21 protein-coding genes and 1 pseudogene are annotated in these 18937 nt (G+C 36.3%); 7 read left to right on the top strand and 15 right to left on the bottom strand.

Going from position 1 to position 18937, the window contains the following annotated elements:
* Genes LX80_RS02995 through LX80_RS02980 form a run of 4 tightly spaced genes read left to right on the top strand, consistent with a single transcriptional unit; the run spans position 1 to position 3776 of the window.
* Positions 1-1182, top strand: a complete 1182-nt coding sequence (locus LX80_RS02995) for a cbb3-type cytochrome c oxidase N-terminal domain-containing protein (protein WP_111293587.1) — start codon at positions 1-3, stop codon at positions 1180-1182.
* Between the two features lie 19 nt (positions 1183-1201).
* Positions 1202-2623, top strand: a complete 1422-nt coding sequence (ccoG, locus tag LX80_RS02990; protein WP_111293586.1) for a cytochrome c oxidase accessory protein CcoG — start codon at positions 1202-1204, stop codon at positions 2621-2623.
* A gap of 11 nt (positions 2624-2634) precedes the next feature.
* Entirely contained in the window at positions 2635-3069 is a 435-nt protein-coding gene (locus LX80_RS02985; RefSeq protein ID WP_111293585.1) for a FixH family protein, read from the top strand.
* Positions 3069-3776: a sulfite exporter TauE/SafE family protein gene (locus LX80_RS02980; protein ID WP_111293584.1), complete on the top strand. Its 708-nt coding sequence runs from the start codon at positions 3069-3071 to the stop codon at positions 3774-3776. Before LX80_RS02985 ends, LX80_RS02980 begins: the two co-directional genes overlap by 1 nt.
* A gap of 245 nt (positions 3777-4021) precedes the next feature.
* Here the strand turns inward: LX80_RS02980 and LX80_RS02975 are convergent, their stop codons facing one another.
* The 6 genes from LX80_RS02975 to LX80_RS02950 all read right to left on the bottom strand — a co-directional run bounded on the left by LX80_RS02975 (position 4022) and on the right by LX80_RS02950 (position 7474).
* Complete coding sequence (locus LX80_RS02975) at positions 4022-4396, bottom strand: VanZ family protein (RefSeq protein WP_111293583.1); 375 nt, start codon at positions 4394-4396, stop codon at positions 4022-4024.
* A 172-nt stretch (positions 4397-4568) separates the two neighbouring features.
* The gene (locus LX80_RS02970) at positions 4569-5381 is read right to left on the bottom strand and encodes an anti-sigma factor (RefSeq protein WP_111293582.1); all 813 of its coding nucleotides are present in this window, start codon (positions 5379-5381) and stop codon (positions 4569-4571) included.
* A 2-nt stretch (positions 5382-5383) separates the two neighbouring features.
* A complete protein-coding gene (locus tag LX80_RS02965) occupies positions 5384-5929 on the bottom strand; it encodes an RNA polymerase sigma factor (protein WP_111293581.1) in 546 nt (181 codons plus the stop codon).
* Between the two features lie 61 nt (positions 5930-5990).
* Complete coding sequence (gcvH, locus tag LX80_RS02960; RefSeq protein WP_111293580.1) at positions 5991-6365, bottom strand: glycine cleavage system protein GcvH; 375 nt, start codon at positions 6363-6365, stop codon at positions 5991-5993.
* A gap of 46 nt (positions 6366-6411) precedes the next feature.
* Positions 6412-7104 (bottom strand): peptidylprolyl isomerase, encoded by a 693-nt coding sequence (locus LX80_RS02955; RefSeq protein WP_111293968.1) that lies wholly within the window; start codon positions 7102-7104, stop codon positions 6412-6414.
* Positions 7105-7114: 10 nt separating this feature from the next.
* Positions 7115-7474 carry a hypothetical protein gene (locus tag LX80_RS02950; RefSeq protein ID WP_111293579.1) on the bottom strand — a complete coding sequence of 120 codons (360 nt, stop codon included), beginning with the start codon at positions 7472-7474 and terminating at the stop codon, positions 7115-7117.
* A 79-nt stretch (positions 7475-7553) separates the two neighbouring features.
* Here LX80_RS02950 and serS point away from each other — a divergent pair, with 79 nt between their 5' ends.
* Positions 7554-8825 carry a serine--tRNA ligase gene (gene serS / locus LX80_RS02945; protein WP_111293578.1) on the top strand — a complete coding sequence of 424 codons (1272 nt, stop codon included), beginning with the start codon at positions 7554-7556 and terminating at the stop codon, positions 8823-8825.
* A gap of 27 nt (positions 8826-8852) precedes the next feature.
* Entirely contained in the window at positions 8853-9800 is a 948-nt protein-coding gene (locus LX80_RS02940) for an alpha/beta hydrolase (RefSeq protein WP_111293577.1), read from the top strand.
* Here LX80_RS02940 and LX80_RS02935 read toward each other — a convergent pair.
* The 4 genes from LX80_RS02935 to LX80_RS02920 all read right to left on the bottom strand — a co-directional run bounded on the left by LX80_RS02935 (position 9797) and on the right by LX80_RS02920 (position 12967).
* Positions 9797-10330: a L,D-transpeptidase family protein gene (locus tag LX80_RS02935; protein WP_111293576.1), complete on the bottom strand. Its 534-nt coding sequence runs from the start codon at positions 10328-10330 to the stop codon at positions 9797-9799. The two genes, LX80_RS02940 and LX80_RS02935, sit on opposite strands and share 4 nt — an antisense overlap.
* 142 nt (positions 10331-10472) lie before the next feature.
* On the bottom strand, positions 10473-11378 hold the full coding sequence (locus tag LX80_RS02930; RefSeq protein ID WP_111293575.1) for an outer membrane beta-barrel protein: 906 nt from the start codon (positions 11376-11378) through the stop codon (positions 10473-10475).
* Between the two features lie 18 nt (positions 11379-11396).
* Positions 11397-12482 carry an anti-sigma factor family protein gene (locus tag LX80_RS02925; protein WP_146250362.1) on the bottom strand — a complete coding sequence of 362 codons (1086 nt, stop codon included), beginning with the start codon at positions 12480-12482 and terminating at the stop codon, positions 11397-11399.
* Positions 12479-12967, bottom strand: a complete 489-nt coding sequence (locus tag LX80_RS02920; protein WP_111293573.1) for an RNA polymerase sigma factor — start codon at positions 12965-12967, stop codon at positions 12479-12481. Before LX80_RS02920 ends, LX80_RS02925 begins: the two co-directional genes overlap by 4 nt.
* A 527-nt stretch (positions 12968-13494) precedes the next feature.
* Between LX80_RS02920 and LX80_RS02915 the strand changes: the two genes are divergently transcribed.
* Positions 13495-14658 (top strand): ATP-binding protein, encoded by a 1164-nt coding sequence (locus tag LX80_RS02915; RefSeq protein WP_111293572.1) that lies wholly within the window; start codon positions 13495-13497, stop codon positions 14656-14658.
* A 550-nt stretch (positions 14659-15208) separates the two neighbouring features.
* Here the strand turns inward: LX80_RS02915 and LX80_RS02905 are convergent.
* The 5 genes and pseudogenes from LX80_RS02905 to LX80_RS02880 all read right to left on the bottom strand — a co-directional run.
* Positions 15209-15718, bottom strand: a pseudogene (locus tag LX80_RS02905) (sugar transferase); the annotation flags it as partial.
* Positions 15719-15739: 21 nt separating this feature from the next.
* The gene (locus tag LX80_RS02900) at positions 15740-16381 is read right to left on the bottom strand and encodes a hypothetical protein (protein ID WP_111293569.1); all 642 of its coding nucleotides are present in this window, start codon (positions 16379-16381) and stop codon (positions 15740-15742) included.
* A gap of 19 nt (positions 16382-16400) precedes the next feature.
* Complete coding sequence (locus LX80_RS02895; RefSeq protein ID WP_111293568.1) at positions 16401-17111, bottom strand: sugar transferase; 711 nt, start codon at positions 17109-17111, stop codon at positions 16401-16403.
* A 165-nt stretch (positions 17112-17276) separates the two neighbouring features.
* Positions 17277-18464 (bottom strand): glycosyltransferase family 4 protein, encoded by a 1188-nt coding sequence (locus tag LX80_RS02890; RefSeq protein ID WP_111293567.1) that lies wholly within the window; start codon positions 18462-18464, stop codon positions 17277-17279.
* Between the two features lie 213 nt (positions 18465-18677).
* On the bottom strand, positions 18678-18937 hold a 260-nt coding region (locus LX80_RS02880), incomplete at its 5' end, for an integrase core domain-containing protein (RefSeq protein WP_146250361.1).

Here is an 18937-nt window from a genome sequence, read left to right as displayed (position 1 = left end):
ATGAACACATTATTTAAAAAAATAAAATTCAGCAAATGGATGATTGGCTTGCTAACCTGCTTGCCGATGGGTGCCTTTGCAGCAGGGCCTCCACAGCCATCCGCTCTTTCATTTCCCATTGCGCAAATATTGGTTGTCATCATTATATTTTTATTATTAGCTATTGTGCTGCTGGCCAATGTACTAATTGGGACAGCCAGATTTAAAATTACTGAAGAGCAGGAAAAGAAAAAATCAAATAACACTTCCAATATTACTCTATTGTTAGTGGGAATATTTAGCCTATTAAGCATGCAGGCATTTGCAGCTGATAATCCCGAAACAACTGTTGAAAAAGTTACCAATTACGGCGGCTTAACCGCAATGGGGTATTATACCCTGGTAAGTGTTGTTTTACTGGAATTACTGATTTTATTGGTGTTAATTTATAACATTAAATTTTTATTACGCAAACAACGTGATTCCATTGCTGTAGCCGAGACTGAAACAGCTAAAGCCGAATCCAAAAACTCATTCAAAAACTGGTGGAATAAATTTAATCGTTTAAAACCCATTAAAGACGAAGCTGAAATTGACTTGGGGCATGATTATGATGGCATTAGAGAATTAGACAATCGTTTACCGCCTTGGTGGTTGTATGGCTTTTATGTTAGCATTGTTTTTGCGGGTATTTATTTATTTCGATATCATGTAGCACACAGCGCACCTTTAAGTAAAGAAGAATTGCAAATTTCATTGGCAAAAGCTGAGGAAGAAAAGCAAGCTTACTTAAAATTATCAAAGGCAAATGTTGACGAAAATACCGTTAAGTATTTAACTGACCCTTCAGATCTGGAAGCCGGCAAACAAATTTTTACTACCACTTGTGCTGCTTGTCACCAGGCTGACGGTGGTGGATTGGTAGGTCCTAACCTAACAGATGACTACTGGCTGCATGGATGTTCCATAAAAGATATTTTTAAAAGCATTACCTACGGCTGGCCTGAAAAAGGTATGAAAAGTTGGAAAGACGATTACTCGCCTTTACAAATTGAACAAATTGCCAGCTACGTAAAAAGTCTTCATGGTACTAAGCCCAAAAACCCTAAAGAACCACAAGGTACATTATGTACCGACAATAGTTCGGCACCGGCTGCTAATGCCGATTCAACTAAATCTACTACAGCAGCAACCATTCAATAAGCATTAAACACCCATTTGTATGAGTAATATTGAACACATTAATGAACCGGTTTCAGAAAGCTTTCGTGACAGAATTGCAACCGTTGATGCAGAAGGCAAACGCAAATGGGTGTATGCTTATAAGCCCAAAGGGAAATTTTATAACATACGCACATGGTTAAGCATTTTTTATTTCATCATTTTTTTTGGAATGCCATTTATTCAAATTGATGGTCGCCCACTCTTTATGTTCAACATTCCCGAGGGAAAATTTATTCTGTTCACCAAAATATTTTGGCCACAGGACTTTTTCATCTTCGGTTTAACCATGATTACGTTTGTATTTTTTGTTGTACTATTTACGGCAGCTTTCGGGCGTTTGTTTTGTGGATGGGCATGTCCTCAAACCAATTTTATGGAAATGATGTTTCGTAAAATTGAATTTTTGATTTTAGGCGATGCACCCGCTCAACGACAATTGCATAATGCCCCATGGACAGGCAAAAAGATTTTTAAAGTAGGTTTAAAGCACATTGTGTTTTATTTGCTTTCTTTCATTATTGCCAACTTCTTCTTGGCATATATTATCGGTATGCCTGCCCTATTGAAGATTATAACCGGACCGGTATCGGAACATATTGTAGGATTTGCTTCCATTCTTATTTTCAGTGGCGTATTTTATGGTGTGTATGCCTTTTTCAGAGAGCAAGCCTGTACCGTTGTTTGTCCTTATGGGCGTTTACAAAGTGTATTGCTCGATAAAAATTCCATGATTGTTGCTTACGATTATAAACGTGGTGAACCCCGCGGTAATTTTAAAAAAGCTACGTCAGCAACACAGCCTTTGGGCGACTGTATTGATTGTTTTCAATGCGTAAAAGTTTGTCCCACCGGTATTGATATTCGCAATGGTGTACAAATGGAATGTGTAGGTTGTACCGCTTGTATTGATGCTTGCAACAACGTAATGGAAAAAATTGGCAAACCGAAGGGCTTAATCAGATATGCATCTGAAAATTCAATTGCTAACGGTATCCCCTTGAAGTACACTTCCAGAATGAAGTTTTATACACTTTTATGTGGAATTGTGTTAGTAGTTTTAAGTACTATACTGGCTTCTCGTAAAGATGTAGATGCAACCATTATTCGCACGCCGGGTATTTTATACCAGGAAAGAGGCAATGACAGCATTTCTAATCTTTACAATATTAAAGTGGTTAATAAAACAACAAAAAATGTGGAGCTTCAATTGCAATTACACCAACTAAACGGGAAAATAGACATTATTGGAAAACCTTATGTTTTGGTTCCTAAAGAAGGTCAAGGCTCAGGTGAATTTTTTATAACACTTCCAAAAAGCATTATTAAAGAAAGATCATCACACATAAAAATTGATTTATTATCAAATCACCAAAAAATTGCCACTTTAAAAACCAATTTTTTAGGACCTGTTAACGATTAAAAACAATTATTATGAACTGGGGAGCTAAAATAAGCATCGTATTCATCAGCTTTACTTTACTCATTGGATTTTTAGTTTATGAATCTGTACATACTAAAATTGATTTGGTGAGTAATGAATATTACAAGGATGAATTACATTTTCAACAGCAAATAAACGGCACCAATAATGCCAATGCCATTTCTGCAGTACAAGTTATTCCAACCGATAGCTTAATTACCATTATTTTTCCGAAAGAGGTTCAACACAGCAATATTCACGGCGAAGCTTGGTTTTATTGCAAAACAAATGCAGACTATGATAAAAAATTAGCCATTGCTGCAAACGAAAACGGAATAATGACAGTTAGTAAAAATAATTTATTCAAAACCAATTACATTTTAAAGTTAAAATGGATGGCCAATAACACCAATTACTATTCCGAAAAAAACATTAATCTGCAATAATGCTTTGGGGCTTTATTATATCAGCATTAACACTGGGCTTGCTTAGCAGCTTTCATTGTGTGGGAATGTGTGGTCCTTTTGCATTGGCATTGCCCTTCCCTAATAAAACTTATTGGCAAAAAATGGGCGGCATTCTATTCTATAACTTGGGTAGAATAACAACTTATAGTTTACTGGGATTATTTTTCGGACTGATTGGACGCATTGTTTCATTAGCGGGCTTTCAGCAATACTTATCTATTGCATTAGGATTGTTCATATTACTGTATGTTATCCTTCCCTACTTTCATTTGCAATTTCCGCAATTATCCTTTGTAAGTGAATTGACTATTTGGGTACAAACCCTTTTAGGTAAATTATTGCGTAAACCCACATTCAGCAAATTGTTATTTATTGGAATGCTAAATGGTTTACTACCCTGTGGCATGGTTTATTTTGCAGTGGCAGGCGCATTAGCTACCGGTAGTATAGGTTATGGTTGGTTGTTTATGATAGTTTTTGGAATTGGCACTGTTCCGCTTATGGCATTATTATCTTATTTCGGATTTTTGATTAATCTGCGTACGCGAAATTTTTTAAAGAAACTCATTCCCGTTGCATTGGGATTAATGGCTATCTTATTGATTTTCAGAGGAATGAACTTAGGAATACCTTACTTAAGCCCATACCTATCGGGCACTTCAAGAAATGTTATAACGTGTCACTAAAATCATTAACATTTTATTGTTAAACCATTGACATTTCTTTCAGTCTTTACTACAGATATTTGTATTGCAAATGTGAAGAACGAATATTAAATTAGAGCAATAAATAAAAATTACGTTTTAACACATTATTGAAAACTTTTAGAAAGCATAAAACGTAATAATAATAAATAATTTAGGCAAGTAGTCAATTTTCTCATAAGCAGTTAGTTTTGGTTGCGGCCCCGATTTCCATCGGGGCCAATTTTTTATACAACACCCCACCATTTCTTACGCTGCCAAAACCAAGCCAAAATACAACCTATGGCATCTGCAATCATGTCATCTACATCAAATGAACGATGCGGAATAAAATATTTTTGTACAAACTCAATTGCTATTCCATATAATATTCCTGCTACAACAATCCATCTTATTCTCTTCATGCGCTTGTCGTAATGCTTTATACAATTAGCATATAAAAAAACCAATCCAAAAAATAAAGTTATATGTATCAATTTATCAACATGCCATTTTTCTACCCAACCAATATCGGGTAAATCATTACCGGGTAAACATAATAAAATAGTGGTACCAACCAACCAGGCTATAAATGCCCAAGTGTAATGAATGTGTGGTTTCAATTTTTTTTATTGCAAAAATAAGGGAGCCATAAACATAGCTCCCTCCCATCTGAAAAACCCCTGCTATACAATGAAAGCAGGAATTATTATCCTATTAATACTTACGAAAAAAGTGCACCAACGGATGCACCTTTATCAATTTCATTTTTAGTGAATAAAAGCTAATGAAAGATTATCCGGCAATTTTGCCCATTACATATAACTGATCTAAGTGGGGCGTAGCACTTCCGCCTTTATTTTCCAAAGTAATGGCAAATGCCTGTGCTTCAGGTATGGTTTTAAGTTTACACAAACCATTACAATCAGCAGTCAACAATCCGGCATCAACAGGTTTACCATTTACCAATGCCCATAATTGGTATTGTTTATTTTCAGGGGCTTGCGGCAGGCGATTGGGTAATAAATACACTGCTTTCGATTGTTTATCCCAAAAAACAGTGGCCAAATTATCTTCTTTGCCTTTTACTCCGGGCATAGGCACTTTTATCATATTGGGATCACTCATTACTTGCATACTGTTGTATAAATCCAATGCTTTGGTTTTATATATGTTCAAGCCGGCTTGCAACGAGTTGCTTTCATTTACCAATGCTGTATATTGTTGTTGCAATTGGTTTATTTTTTGAAAGAAATAAATATTCAATGCACCGCTGGCAACAATTATTATAACTGCAGCAGCAATAGCATATTTTAACCAGGGTAATGCTATCACTTTTCCTTTTTCAGAAAAAGTTGCATTGACAGTAGGTTGTTGTTGGAATTCGGATTGCAGTGTTTGCCATATTTTTTGTTGCACTACTGCGGGTGGTTGTTGGGCATTTGCCATAGCACCCGCTTCTAAAGCTGCTTCAAATTCAGCAATAGCTGCATTAATTTCCGGATATTGTTTACGCAAGCTTTCCAGCTCAGCACACTCTTGCTCGGTGGCTAAACCCATTACGTAACTCTCAATTACCCCACTTGCTATGTAAGCCTGTATATCCAATGTTATGTATTTTTTAGCATTTGCCTTAACTGTATCAATGCTGCTCGCAACCGGGTTTTCACGGTACCCAAAGGCAGTTGCAGCATTTTTGCAATTTCATCTTGAGTAAATCCTTCAAAATAAGCCAGTTCAACCAATTGCTTTTGCTCGGGCTTTAACTGATGTACGACCTTTCGCAAACCAATTTGATCGGTTGCTATTTGGGTGGTACCGGCATGTTCATACACACTTTCCTTTAGCTCATCGTTGTGTTTATTATTTTGAAATCCTTTACTTCGCACCATATCAATAGCAGCATTGCGGGCAATATTCAACATCCAGGTAAACAATTTGCCTTTTGTTGCATCGTATTGATGAATTTGTTTCCAAATTTTCACAAATACTTCCTGCAATACATCGTTAGCCAATTCAGTATCAGCTACAATATTTTGAATAATGCCGTACAAAGCACCGGAATATTGTTGATAAACATAGCTGAAAGCACTTTCGTAGCGCTTTTGCAGCAATGTTATCAATTCCGGTTCACTGTATTTTATTGTTTCTTGCAATGCTTTATTGGGTGTTTATTACAGATGGTAATCTATATACGTTAAGCCAACGCATTTGGATTTACCCAACTAGAGCCTCATAGGCAGCAGCATCCATTAATTTTTCAACATCAGCAGGATTATCTACTTTCAATTTTATCATCCACCCTTCGCCATAAGGATCGGTATTTACCAATTCCGGTTGTTTTTCTAAAGCAGCATTTACTTCAATAATGGTTCCGGCAACGGGCAAAAACAAATCGCTCACTGTTTTTACCGCTTCAACGGTTCCAAATACAGCTTCGGCGGGTAAGGTTTGATGATTGGCTATATCAACATAAACAATATCGCCCAATTCACTTTGAGCAAAATCGGTAATACCAATAGTAGCTATATCGCCATTTAATACAATCCATTCATGGTCTTTTGTGTAACGAAGATTAGCAGGAAAATTCATAGTGCATTTTTTTACAAATATTGATAGAAAAATTGACTTTAAAACATTAATTCAGCATGGTTATGGTCATTCGCACATTTTTTAATGGACGATTATTTTTATCGGTGGCTTGTGCGGCTATTTTATCAATTACATCTAACCCGCTAATTACCTGGCCAAATACGGTGTATTGCTGGTCTAAATAAGGCGCCCCGCCAATACGGGCATAACGCTCTAACTGTTCGTGTGTATAATGGAAGTTGGGATTGGCCGGCTGTACCCTTTGTATGTAAAAATTTTGTACGGCAGCACTATCATAAGTTCTTCCTTGCACAATGTAAAACTGAAAAGCGTGACTGGCTTTTCTGGGATTCCCATCACGGGCTGCGGCTAAAGCTCCCCGTTCATGTATAATATCATCTCTAAACTCAGGCAATATTTGCTCATTGGGGGGTGTGGTGGTATATTGCATGGCTGCAGTATCGGCTAAAGTTTTGGTAGCCGGATCACCGCCCTGCATCATAAAGCCGGCAATTACCCTATGAAAAATCGTACTATCATAGGCCCCACTTTCAACATTCTTAATAAAATTATCCCGATGATGGGGAGTACTGTTGTACAACTTAGCTACCATATTACCATAAGGTGTACTTATAAGCACATACCGCTCTTTTTCTTTTCCTTGTTTTACCGGCTTTTGCGCATTAGCCGAAAAACCGGCTAACAATAGTATTACAACAAAAAACCATGCCTGCTTCATAACATATTTTTTATATTGCCTCATCATCCTTTAAAGTTTCATCAAAATATAATAAAATATAATCTTTTAAAAAATTCTCTTGTTCGGGTAATGGCATATTGGGCATGGGTTTTAGCTGCCTGAAATGCGGCCAACCATCTTTATCTTTTCTTTCCAATTCAAAGTATCCCCCGGGGGTTAATACCGTACAAACAGCCACATGCATTAAATCTTGCTTTTGTTCTTTCGTTATTTTAGCTTTTATAAAACCGGTTTCCTGCATACCAATTAAAAACAGAATGGCTTCCATATCGGGTTTCTTCCCAAAGCGTTCCATTAAACGAGCTTCCAATGCCCACCAACGTTGTTGTAAATCATCTTGCACAAACATGCGGCAAAGGTAACTGCATTTTACGTGTGCTGCTCCACATCTGTTTTTCTACGCCTATATTTGCTACAAATTGTATGTTATGTTACAGGTACAGGTATTGCGCAATAATCCGGCATGGGTAAAAGAACGTTTGGCTATACGAAACTTTAAACAACCCGAATTGGTAGATGAAATCATTGCTTTAGACGATTTACGCCGTAAAACCCAGGCTAATTTTGATGCCGTACAAGCGCAAGCCAATACTGCCGCCAAAGAAATTGGCAAGTTAATGGCACAAGGCAACAAAGAGGCTGCTGAAACCTTAAAATTCCAAGTTTCCGGATTGAAACTGGAAACTACTGCATTAAGCAATGCCTTGGCTGAAACCGAAAAACAATTACATGAAAAACTAATACAACTTCCCAACCTTCCTGCTGCCATTGTTCCTGCCGGCCATTCGGCCGATGACAATGTAGTTGTAAAAAACGGTGGCAATATACCGCAATTATATGCCGGTGCTAAACCGCATTGGGACTTAATTAAACAATACGATTTAATTGATTTTGAAACCGGTGCAAAAATAACGGGCAGTGGCTTTCCGTTGTACAAAGGGAAAGGTGCTAAACTGCAGCGCGCCCTGGTACAATTTTTTTTAGATGAAAATACCCAAGCCGGTTATACCGAATACATTCCGCCATTTATGGTAAATGAAGCCAGTGCTTATGGCACCGGACAATTGCCCGATAAAGAAGGCCAAATGTACCATGCAACCGAAGATAACTTTTACTTAATTCCCACTGCCGAAGTACCTGTTACCAATATTTATCGCGATGTTATTTTAAAAGAAGAAGAACTTCCCATTAAAATGACCGCTTATTCTCCTTGTTTTAGAAGGGAAGCAGGTAGTTTTGGAAAAGATGTACGTGGCTTAAACCGTTTACACCAGTTTGAAAAAGTAGAAATTATTCAAATAGTACATCCTGAGGAAAGCTATACCACCTTAGATGCCATGGTCAACCATGTGGAAGGCTTACTGTTGCAATTGGAATTACCTTACCGCATTGTACGTCTTTGTGGTGGCGATATGGGCTTTACCTCTGCACTTACTTACGATTTTGAAGTATTCAGTGCTGCCCAACAACGTTGGCTGGAAGTAAGCAGTGTTAGTAATTTTGAAAGCTTTCAAACCAATCGTTTAAAATGTCGTTTTAAAGATGCTTCCGGTAAAACGCAATTGGCCCACTCCTTAAACGGTAGTGCATTGGCGTTGCCCCGAATTGTAGCAGCTTTATTAGAAAATAACCAGCACGAAAACGGCATTCGTTTACCCAAAGCATTACATCGGTATTTTGGTGCCGAACAACTTGTATAAGCTTTAAAGCTTTTAAAATATAGTGCTATGCCCAAATGGTTAAAACGAACAGGCTATGTAATGCTTGCCTTTTTTATTGTACTCAATATTATTATTGCTTCACAAGCATATTATTTCACGCATTTTTTTCCATTGCCGGCTAATGCATCAACTAACACGCAACTAAATGGTTGGGCCAAATGGAAAGCCTTGATTTTAGGTGCCCCTATTTATAAAACAAAAGTGGTTGATTCCTTAAATCTTCCACACCAAACCTTCACTATTGCTACCAACGACGGACAACAATTATCAGCCTGGTTTATTCCACGTGATAGTGCATTGGGTACCATTTTAGTTTTTCATGGACATGGCGGCAACAAAAGCGGACTTATTCCTGAAGAAAAAGCTTTTCATACCATGGGCTATCAGGTATTGGCTGTTGACTTCAGAGCGCATGGTAACAGTACCGGCACAGCCTGCTCCATTGGCTATCGCGAAGCAGCCGATGTAAAAGCTGCATTCGATTATGCTTTGCAACATTATCATCGCCCCATTATTTTATATGGAATTTCTCTGGGTGCTGCTACCATTTTACAAGCCATGCAACAGTATGCTCTTACGCCCGATAAAATAATTTTGGAAATGCCATTTGGCACTTTACCCAAAGCGGTAGAAGGAAAGTTACGCACCATGAACTTACCTACCGAACCATTGGGTAACTGGCTTACCTTTTGGGGTGGCCTGGAACAAGGATTTTGGGCATTCAACTTTAGGCCACAAGATGCCGCTGCTGCCGTACATTGCCCCGTGTTATTGCAATGGGGATTGCAAGACAACCGCGTTACACAACAGGAAACAAACGATATCTTTAAAAATTTAGCGTCGCATGATAAGGAAATGGTGGTGTATGCACTCAGTCACCACCAAAGTTTGTTACAAAACGAGCCTGCCAAATGGCAAAAAACAGTCAGCGATTTTTTATACAAGCAAAACTAAGGTTCTATAATAACCTTAGTACCCACCGGCAATAAATTATACAGTTCAATAATGTATTCATTTTTCGTACTAATACACCCTTCTGTCCAGGGCTGATAATTATCTACCGCAAAATCCTCATTCGGCCAGGTACCATGTATGCCAATACCACCGCCTATACTGGCGTTGGGCGATATAACGCCATGGGCTTTGCGTTCATTAAACTTCTCATAACTTTCTGCATTCGGGTAATCTAATGCCAAAAACCGGCACCATTTACTATGCACTTTTTTACTAACAATATGAAAGGTGCCTTCCGGTGTTTTGCGATCGCCGGCTATCATTTTATCACCCAAATCTTTACTGCCAAACACTACCGGATACCGAGCTACCCATACATGATTGCGATTATACACGGTAAGCGTAAAATCCGATTTCTTAATCACCACATAATACTCATCTTTATCCACTTTCGGTTGACTAATAGCAACACTTGTTAGGACTAAAGCCAAGCATAATAACAAAGGATATAGAAGATATTGCCGGACCATGTTTCAATGAAATGCTAAAAATATGCCGATACTATTTATGTTCTTACATTTTAAAAAAACATTCACGTTTGTGTGGTACCGCCTGCACAAAAACACTTCTTAGAAAAGAAGTGTTTACTTAACTACATATAACATGAGAAAACTAAAAACGACTAAACCGAATGCCCACCGCATAAGGAATTTGATCTAATCCCGTGCTTTCCTTATACAAATTATTCAGGCTATAACTGCCATACAAACGAATGGGGCCTAACCCTAATTCACCAATGGCAGCCACTCGCCAAGGTTGTAAATTAAAATCGCCTTTGTATTTTACTTTCCCCCTTTCATTGCTAATTTGTTTATTACGGCTGCTGAGTAAATAACCGGCACTTACCCCGGCACTAAAACTTAAGCCATTGTCTTTTGAAGGCGTTAAATTAAAGTTCAACATAAAGGGAACCGTTAAATAGCCAACATATAGTTTGTTCTTAGAAAAATTAACGGTATCATTAAACACCATGGGTTGTGGAGTAGAACGAAAACTGATATTATCTTCAAAGCGGAAGTTATACATTTCCAACCCTAAACCATATTTTAAATTCACCACATGTTTGGTAACATTCAGCTTTTGCATGAAAAACCAAATGTTTACATTCGATGATTTGCCCGTACGTAAATTAAAATTGTTTTTAGTAACGGGGTTGCCATTTACGGTAGTTAAATAACCGGCACCCTGGGCAGTGGTATAATTGGTATTATCATTAATATTGGTAAAGCCCAAATCAAGAATACCCCAATTGGTTACTACATTTTGATTGTTTTTTTTATTGCGTGGTTTGGTGCTTATGGTAATAACACTATTCATTCGTTGGTTTGGGCCATTGGTTGCACGGTCAACACGGTTAGATAGGTTTCTATTTTTTTGAATAATGATAAAATTTCCCACCTTAACTGTATCACTACTAATAAAAATGCTATCTGCTTGCACCCTTACTGTTTCTGTTTGTTGTGCCAATACCATACCGGATGCACACAATAGGCCTGCAACAATTATCCATTGTTTCATTGTATCATTTTTTATGTGTTAACGTAATTTAGCGGTGGCCGTTAATTTTTCTTTCGCCAGGTCCTGTTGTGAACGCAAGGCATGAAAAATTCCACCTGCTTTTTGTAAAAGGCTGTTTACTTTATTTTTATTCAGTGGTAATCCGTTTACATATACCGGTGTACCCTCATCATTATCTGTATCTAATACCCTGTACACCACTTCTTTCGCATTGCTTGTATTGTCCGATTCTGCTTGTACTGCCTTCATAGCCATTACCGATTTGTCGGGTGCTATTTTATTGGGTGTTTCTTTTTCAGTTAGTAAAGCATTTACTTCCGGAACGCTAACGGTACCGGTATTTACATTGACCGGTTGAATAGCTACTGTATTATTAGGCAAAACTGCTTCATCAACATTTGTTTTTGTTACATCCTCTTTTTGTACAGCCTGATGCAATATATTTTTACCGGATAAGTTTTGCTTTTCATTACCCATTACTACAGTTTGTTGTGCTACTTTTTCAGTTGCATTCAAAGGCTGTTGTTGTGCCTCATGCAAAGCCGGTGCATCATCAGTAGTTTTAGGAGTTTGTATAGCTACTACCCCATTACTTACCTCAGTTGAATGATGATTCGTTGGTATTAACAGCCACACTAAAATACCCAAGCCTAATAATACGGCAGCCGCCATCATTCTTGTCCACAATACCACTACCGGTTGCTTTTCATGCCGGTATAAGCTTGCCTTATTGGGCATTTCAATGTTTTCAAGGGGCAATTTTGTTTGTTCTAATAAATTCAATTGTTCCACTAATGCCGCATCATCTAAAACCGCTTCACGAATGGCATCGGTGGTAAAGCTATCCGTTTCGCCATCTATATAATCCAGCAACTGTTCTTCACTAAATTCTGTTTGAATACGTTTCAGCAAGGCCGATTTAAAAGGGAACAACACTGCCTCTTTGGGTAATTGGGCTTGTTGCAAGGCTTTTAATTCACCTGCTAAATCGGGATTCAGCACCAAATAGTTTTCTACCGCCATTTTTTCCAGTGGTGTTAACTCGCCATCTACATAGCGCAGTAACCAGGTTTCAATATTGTTGCGGTTGATTTCTATCATCATAACACATTTTCAGGACTTACTAAATAATTCCGCAGCGTAATACGGGCACGGTGCAGGTACACTTTCACCTGACTTTCATTCAATCCGGTAATCTCGCCTATTTCCTGATAACTATAGCCTTCATAATCTTTCAGCATCACCAAGCTTTTCTGCAGTTCATTCAATTGGTCTAAAGCCCGCATCAGGTTTTGATGTCCAATAGCATTCGGTTGTTTGGTATTGCCCAGCACTTCATCGCCAAATGTTTCGTGTAAATCTACTCGCTTGTTTTTGCGAATATGGTCAATCATTTGGTGGTAGGCAATGGTAAACAAATACGATTTTTCCTTTCCCTCTGCTACCTGTGCTCTGTTGATCCATAATTTTTCAAAGGCAGACTGAACAATGTCCTTTGCATCCTCTTCGTGACGCAAATTCTTCCATATAAATCGGTACACATTATCGGCGTACAGATTCACACATTGGTTATACATTTTTTCAGTCATAAACAGTAATAGGCTGTTTTAAAGTGGAACGTACAGGAAATAAAAAAGTTACAGTTGCAATAAAAAAAGATAAAAAAACTATCGCTGCTAAAAATAAGCGGCTATATTGAATTTATTAGCCGGCTCCCGAAAGTAATGGTCCGGTACCGGTTGAGCGGTTGGCATATTTTGCCGGGGCAAATTACATTGCTTGCAAGTGGTAACATTTTCCCACTGTTTCATTACCCAAATGCAGGCAGCACCCAGGACAACGATAAAGATGATTTGCAGCAATGATTTGGTCATGATAATTGTTTATCAGTGTAACGCACTGTAAATTATAAAGTTACAGCCATATAAAATATCGTTATTTTGGGTGAGTTTCTACGCATGAGCTAACATGTGTGTACCTGAATGCACAAATTCTTTTATTTGTGTTCATTAGTGCCATTGGTAGTTAACAAAGGGTGAGGTAATTCCAAATTTGCATATTTTTGCAAAAATGGAATCCAATTCCAAATTTGCATATTTTTACAAAAATAGAATTCATGATACCAAGAGCTATTTTACCGCAGGCACAATTGTATTTATCACAATTTAGAGCAGTTTGCATTACAGGGCCCCGGCAAAGCGGTAAAACAACATTAAGCAAAATGCTATTTAAAAAGTATCCTTATGTAAATTTTGAAAATCCCGATACACAGGCAAAAGCAGAAGAAAATCCGGCTGCATTTTTACAAAATTATACCAACGGAGCCATTTTTGATGAAGTACAACGAATGCCTGTGCTATTCAGGTATTTGCAGGAAATTTTAGACAATAACCAGTCTCGCGGCCAGTTTATACTAACCGGTTCTAATCATTTTTTATTACAGGAACAGATGTCTCAATCGCTGGCAGGAAGAGCAGGCTATTTAACGTTACTGCCATTAAGCTATGCTGAGTTATCGCAAACCCATGCATTCAAACAAAAAAACCATACCCTGCAACAACTTATTTTAACCGGTGGCTATCCTGAAATATGGCATGAGCAGTTGCAGCCCCATATTTGGCTGGCTGCTTATTTCCAAACCTATGTACAAAGAGATGTACGATTATTAAAAAACATTGGCAACTTAGCCGCATTTACTAAACTTATTTATTTGTGTGCTGCGCATGCCGGACAATTATTAAACCGCGAAACTTTTGCATCGGCTATTGGGGTAGATAACAAAACCATACAATCCTGGTTAGGTTTATTAGAAACCAGTTTTATTATATACCTATTACCACCCTGGCATAACAATACCGGCAAACGCATTATTAAAAGTCCTAAACTTTATTTTTATGATACAGGGCTATTGTGTTATTTATTAAACATAAAAACAACAACACAACTCCAACAACATCTCGCTTATGGTGCTATTGTGGAGAACTGGGTAATTTCTGAAATTAAAAAAAACCGGCTTAATGAAGGATTCCCCGACAACCTACACTTTTATAGAGATAGTGCAGGCAATGAAATAGATATAGTATTCGAAAAAAATGGCATTGATATGGCTATTGAAATAAAAGGAAGTAAAAAATGGGATAACGGTATGCTGCGTGGATTACATTACTGGGATAAATATCATCCCCATGCGCAAAAGTTATTAATTTATGCAGGAGAAGAAAGTAGAATGATTACGGATCAGTTACAAGTTGCCTCCTGGACAACCATTGGCGACATATAAAATTGAAAGCTTACAGAACGTACAGAAAATAAAAAAGTACAGTTGCAATAAAAAACTATCGCTGCTAAAAATAAGCGGCTATATTGAATTTATTGGCCGGCTCCCGAAAGTAATGGTCCGGTGCCGGTTGAGCGGTTGGCATATTTTGCCGGGGCAAATTACATTGCTTGCAAGTGGTAACATTTTCCCACTGTTTCATTACCCAAATGCAGGCAGCACCCAGGACAACGATAAAGAATATTTGCAGCAATGATTTGGTCATGATAAATGTTTATCAGTGTAACGCACTGTAAATTATAAAGTTATAGCCATATAAAATATCGTTATTTTGGGTGATTGTGCTGAATGACGGAAATAGAGGGATGAATGACGAGGGAACAAAGAATATGTCCCAATAAGTTTGGGGCAATTCATTGTTTATTCATTGAGTACAAGCCTTAGGGGGTAATAAAAATTGGTTGCGTGATATTGTTGAATAGGAAAGATAATGGGAATAAAAAAACCGGCTAAAGGGCCGGTGAACAATGAGAAGCCTGTATTTATGTTGATTTTAAACTGCATTTTTATCACCCCAAAAAGCACATTTTAGGGTTAATAAAATAATTTTTGCATCTAACCAAAGGCTCCAGTGTTGAATATACCAAATATCATGATTCACCCTACCTTGCATGGCATCCCCGGTTTGGGTAGGCCCCCGAAAGCCGCAAACCTGTGCCCAACCGGTAACACCGGGTTTTACTAAATAACGTAGTGCATAGTTTTCAATTACCCCTTCTGATACTTCATTGAGTTCAATAGGATGAGGTCTGGGTCCTATTATTGACATATCCCCCAACAACACATTCCAAAATTGTGGTAATTCATCTAAGCTGGTTTTACGCAACAATTTACCCAAAGGGGTAACCCTGGGGTCATTGGCTTTGGCTTGTAAATAATTGCCCTTTTCATCTACATTAGGGCAATGGGCATACATGGTTCTGAATTTATAACAAGTAAAGGTAGAATTATTTATGCCATGCCATTGTAAGCGAAAGAATGTGGGACTATTAGAGGTGATTTTAAATAATAATAAAAGGTTAAATCAAATATGGTCAGCTAAATAGAATAGGAACATTTCAATAATTTCGGGGGAGTTGAAAATAAATTCTTCTTCGTTGAAGATATTAGGATTATCATTAATGAAATAATTATAAGTTTCATTTATAAATGTGCAGTATCGAATATAATAATCTGCAATATCTATAAATTCATAATTGAAAGGGGGCGCATCCAGCATTGCCTCATATCTTCTTCTTAAATTTCTATTTCTTGAACGTTTAATATTGAAATTGATTAATGGAGTTTCAATTTGATTGTTGATTATAATGTTATTAATCACATAACTAACCCTGGCATCTAAAATGAAATAATGTTGAGGACAATAAAAAGCAAACAATTTTGAAAAAGAAGAGATGGCATTTGCAGTATTAGTATCGATTGAGCGGTGATTATGTAACCTATTTAATACATCTGGAACAATATGAAATTGATTAAAAACATGTATTCCGCCCCATTTTAAAATCTCTTTTTGAATTTCTATTGTAAATCCATTATTTAAAATACGCTGATGTATATCATGCCTAAACCTTATGGTTTCATTTACTGTATTACCCTTCCAATAATTGGTATTTCCAGAAAAATTATTAATATTATTTAAAAACAAATCATATATATGGTGAACCATAAACTTTTCTAATTTCTAATTAGTGTCCATTGGTCTTATTCCCAATCATTTGAGCAACGGTTGTTGCAATAATTTTAATATCCAAGCCAAATGACCAGTTTTGAATATATTCCAAATCGTAAGCAATACGTTTAGCAGTTCTTTTTTTGTTTTCTTCTCTATCTAAAACATCACCTCTATAGCCATTAATTTGTGCTAAACCGGTAATTCCGGGTTTAACCAAATGGCGTAAATCAATATTGTCTATATAGGTAGCGTATTCATTGTGGAAAGGGATGGGATGAGGTCTTGGTCCGACTAAACTCATATCGCCTAATAAAACATTAATAGCCTGTGGTAATTCATCTAAATTAGTTTTACGTAAAAATTTACCAATTTTAGTAAAGCGACAATCATCTTTCAAAGCAGGCATAAAAACATCATTCCGCACATTAGTGTACATGGAACGAAATTTATAGCATTTAAAAACTTGACCATTTAAACCAATTCGTTCTTGTTTAAAAAAGACAGGGCCTTTAGAAGAAAGTTTAATCAAGAGTATAATGATAGGAAATAGCCATGAAAATACAAACACAAATAAAAGGGAGGTGAAAAAAACATCGAATAGCCGCTTAGAAGTAGAAGTTTTAACTATCTCAGCTTTATGAAGAATTGAATCTAGTGCCCTATTTAGATCATTATCCAGTGCAATTACAGCAGTTTCCCTTCTTTTCAAAAATGTTTGAAGCATACTTATACGTTTATCCGTTTATATTCGAGAAATAAACATTTTCAATTGAGGGGGCAAGCAAATTTAAGGAAAAAAGATTCAATATTTGATTTAAAAAAAATTTAATTGTAGGATGAATGTTATCAACACATTGAAATATAGCATAAATATTTATATACATGAGTCTTAACTTGTGACCATATGAAATATTTGTAAAAATTTTGTTGCTATTGAATTTATTTGAAACTTTTCTTCAGCATATATTCTTCCTTTTAATCCCATGTCAGCTCTTAATTTTGCATTTTTTAATAAAATATCAATTTTATTAAACAATGCATCCTTATCTCCAGGTGGCACACAAAATCCTGCACCGGAATTAATTACGATTTTAGAACTCAAGTTTTCTAACGGTGCTGATAAAATTATAGGCTTTTGAGAGCATAAATATGAAAGCACCTTTGAAGGAACAGAAAATAATCCTGCTTCATTTTCAAGTACTGCTACTAAGATATCAGAAACGCCAAGCACATATGAGAAATCATGAAAATTTTGATATGGAAGAATAATTAGATTGTCTAATTTATTATTTAATTTTTGTTCCATCAAATAGCTTGCACCGATTCCTTCTGATACGACAACAATCTTTATTTTTTTCTGACTTTTCAAATGCAAAGCAATTTGCAGTAATATATTGGGGTCATGTTTTAGGCCTAATGTTCCAGAATAAACAATACAAAAAAAACTATCAAGGTTATGCTTTTTTGCCCAAATATTGTTTTTGGGTTCTAACCTGATCTCATTTAAATTAGCCCAATTTTCTATAATGCTTATTTTATTACTTGATACACCACGTTTATTAATATATAAAATGAAATCATCTGAAATTGAAATTATATGAGCGGAACTCTTCAAAATTTTGCTTTCTAAAACTTCAAAAAAATAAGCGATAATATTTCCAAGATACCACAACTTACTATATAGAATTTTTTTAATAGCAATGCTATAAATATCTTGACACCAATAAATGAAAGGGATTTTATTTTTTTTTGAAATTTTAACCAATCCATATTGAATAAACAAAGGGGTATTTCCACTTAAAAGGATGTCTGGTTGAAAATCCAAAATAAACTTGCTCAGTTTATTAACATATTCAAATTCTTGAAGAATTCTCTTAAAAATTGAATATTTAGAAAATTTATGTTTATTACTGATTGCAATAATTGTAATATTAGATGATATATTTGAAAAATCAGCTTTAGGAGATTCAAAACTTGTACAATAGCAATGCATTACTTGATGTCCCATATCTGCTAAACATTTACTTAATGATAAAGAAAAGGAATGGCCTGCATGATCATTTATCAAAATCTTCATTATTGAAATATTTTTTTATATATAATTTGATCTTTAATAAAATAGCGTTAATATTACTAATATATATTGCGAATGCCTTAAAAAGTATCATATACGGAGTAATCGAATTAGTATTAGGTGAAGCATTAAATATTAAAAAATGCGGTTTATCGAAATAATAGGCTAATTGAACTGGTAAACTATCATGTAAGCCCCCCTTTTTTAATGCCATTATTAATTAGAGATTTCTAAGGTACTAATCTTTTGTTTTTCAATGACTTTATCCACTAAACGGCTCTCTTCAATTAATGAATGATTTGCGTTCGCCTTTTTTGGATAAAGGGATATATCTACACTCAATCTTTTGTAATGTTCTTCAGCAAATTTTATGGGAGATGAGTATCCTAGAGATTTGTGTGGTCTGTCTGTATTGTAATCAATCCTCCATTGCTCTATTTGCTCTCTTACTTCCAATAAGCGATAAAACAGGTATG

Source organism: Hydrotalea sandarakina, assembly GCF_003254115.1.
GTDB classification, from domain to species: domain Bacteria; phylum Bacteroidota; class Bacteroidia; order Chitinophagales; family Chitinophagaceae; genus Hydrotalea; species Hydrotalea sandarakina.
The sequence above is the reverse complement of the archived record's forward strand: the minus strand, read 5'-3'. Positions and strand labels throughout refer to the sequence as shown.

Coding starts and splice junctions, on each gene's coding strand:
- serS (WP_111293578.1), top strand. CDS start 7,554: ATGTTACAGGTACAGGTATTGCGCAATAATCCGGCATGGGTAAAAGAA.
- LX80_RS02900 (WP_111293569.1), bottom strand. CDS start 16,381: ATGGTTCACCATATATATGATTTGTTTTTAAATAATATTAATAATTTT.
- LX80_RS02940 (WP_111293577.1), top strand. CDS start 8,853: ATGCCCAAATGGTTAAAACGAACAGGCTATGTAATGCTTGCCTTTTTT.
- LX80_RS02935 (WP_111293576.1), bottom strand. CDS start 10,330: ATGGTCCGGCAATATCTTCTATATCCTTTGTTATTATGCTTGGCTTTA.
- LX80_RS02950 (WP_111293579.1), bottom strand. CDS start 7,474: ATGTTTGTGCAAGATGATTTACAACAACGTTGGTGGGCATTGGAAGCT.
- ccoG (WP_111293586.1), top strand. CDS start 1,202: ATGAGTAATATTGAACACATTAATGAACCGGTTTCAGAAAGCTTTCGT.
- gcvH (WP_111293580.1), bottom strand. CDS start 6,365: ATGAATTTTCCTGCTAATCTTCGTTACACAAAAGACCATGAATGGATT.
- LX80_RS02995 (WP_111293587.1), top strand. CDS start 1: ATGAACACATTATTTAAAAAAATAAAATTCAGCAAATGGATGATTGGC.
- LX80_RS02920 (WP_111293573.1), bottom strand. CDS start 12,967: ATGACTGAAAAAATGTATAACCAATGTGTGAATCTGTACGCCGATAAT.
- LX80_RS02955 (WP_111293968.1), bottom strand. CDS start 7,104: ATGAAGCAGGCATGGTTTTTTGTTGTAATACTATTGTTAGCCGGTTTT.
- LX80_RS02895 (WP_111293568.1), bottom strand. CDS start 17,111: ATGCTTCAAACATTTTTGAAAAGAAGGGAAACTGCTGTAATTGCACTG.
- LX80_RS02980 (WP_111293584.1), top strand. CDS start 3,069: ATGCTTTGGGGCTTTATTATATCAGCATTAACACTGGGCTTGCTTAGC.
- LX80_RS02930 (WP_111293575.1), bottom strand. CDS start 11,378: ATGAAACAATGGATAATTGTTGCAGGCCTATTGTGTGCATCCGGTATG.
- LX80_RS02890 (WP_111293567.1), bottom strand. CDS start 18,464: ATGAAGATTTTGATAAATGATCATGCAGGCCATTCCTTTTCTTTATCA.
- LX80_RS02925 (WP_146250362.1), bottom strand. CDS start 12,482: ATGATGATAGAAATCAACCGCAACAATATTGAAACCTGGTTACTGCGC.
- LX80_RS02915 (WP_111293572.1), top strand. CDS start 13,495: ATGATACCAAGAGCTATTTTACCGCAGGCACAATTGTATTTATCACAA.
- LX80_RS02985 (WP_111293585.1), top strand. CDS start 2,635: ATGAACTGGGGAGCTAAAATAAGCATCGTATTCATCAGCTTTACTTTA.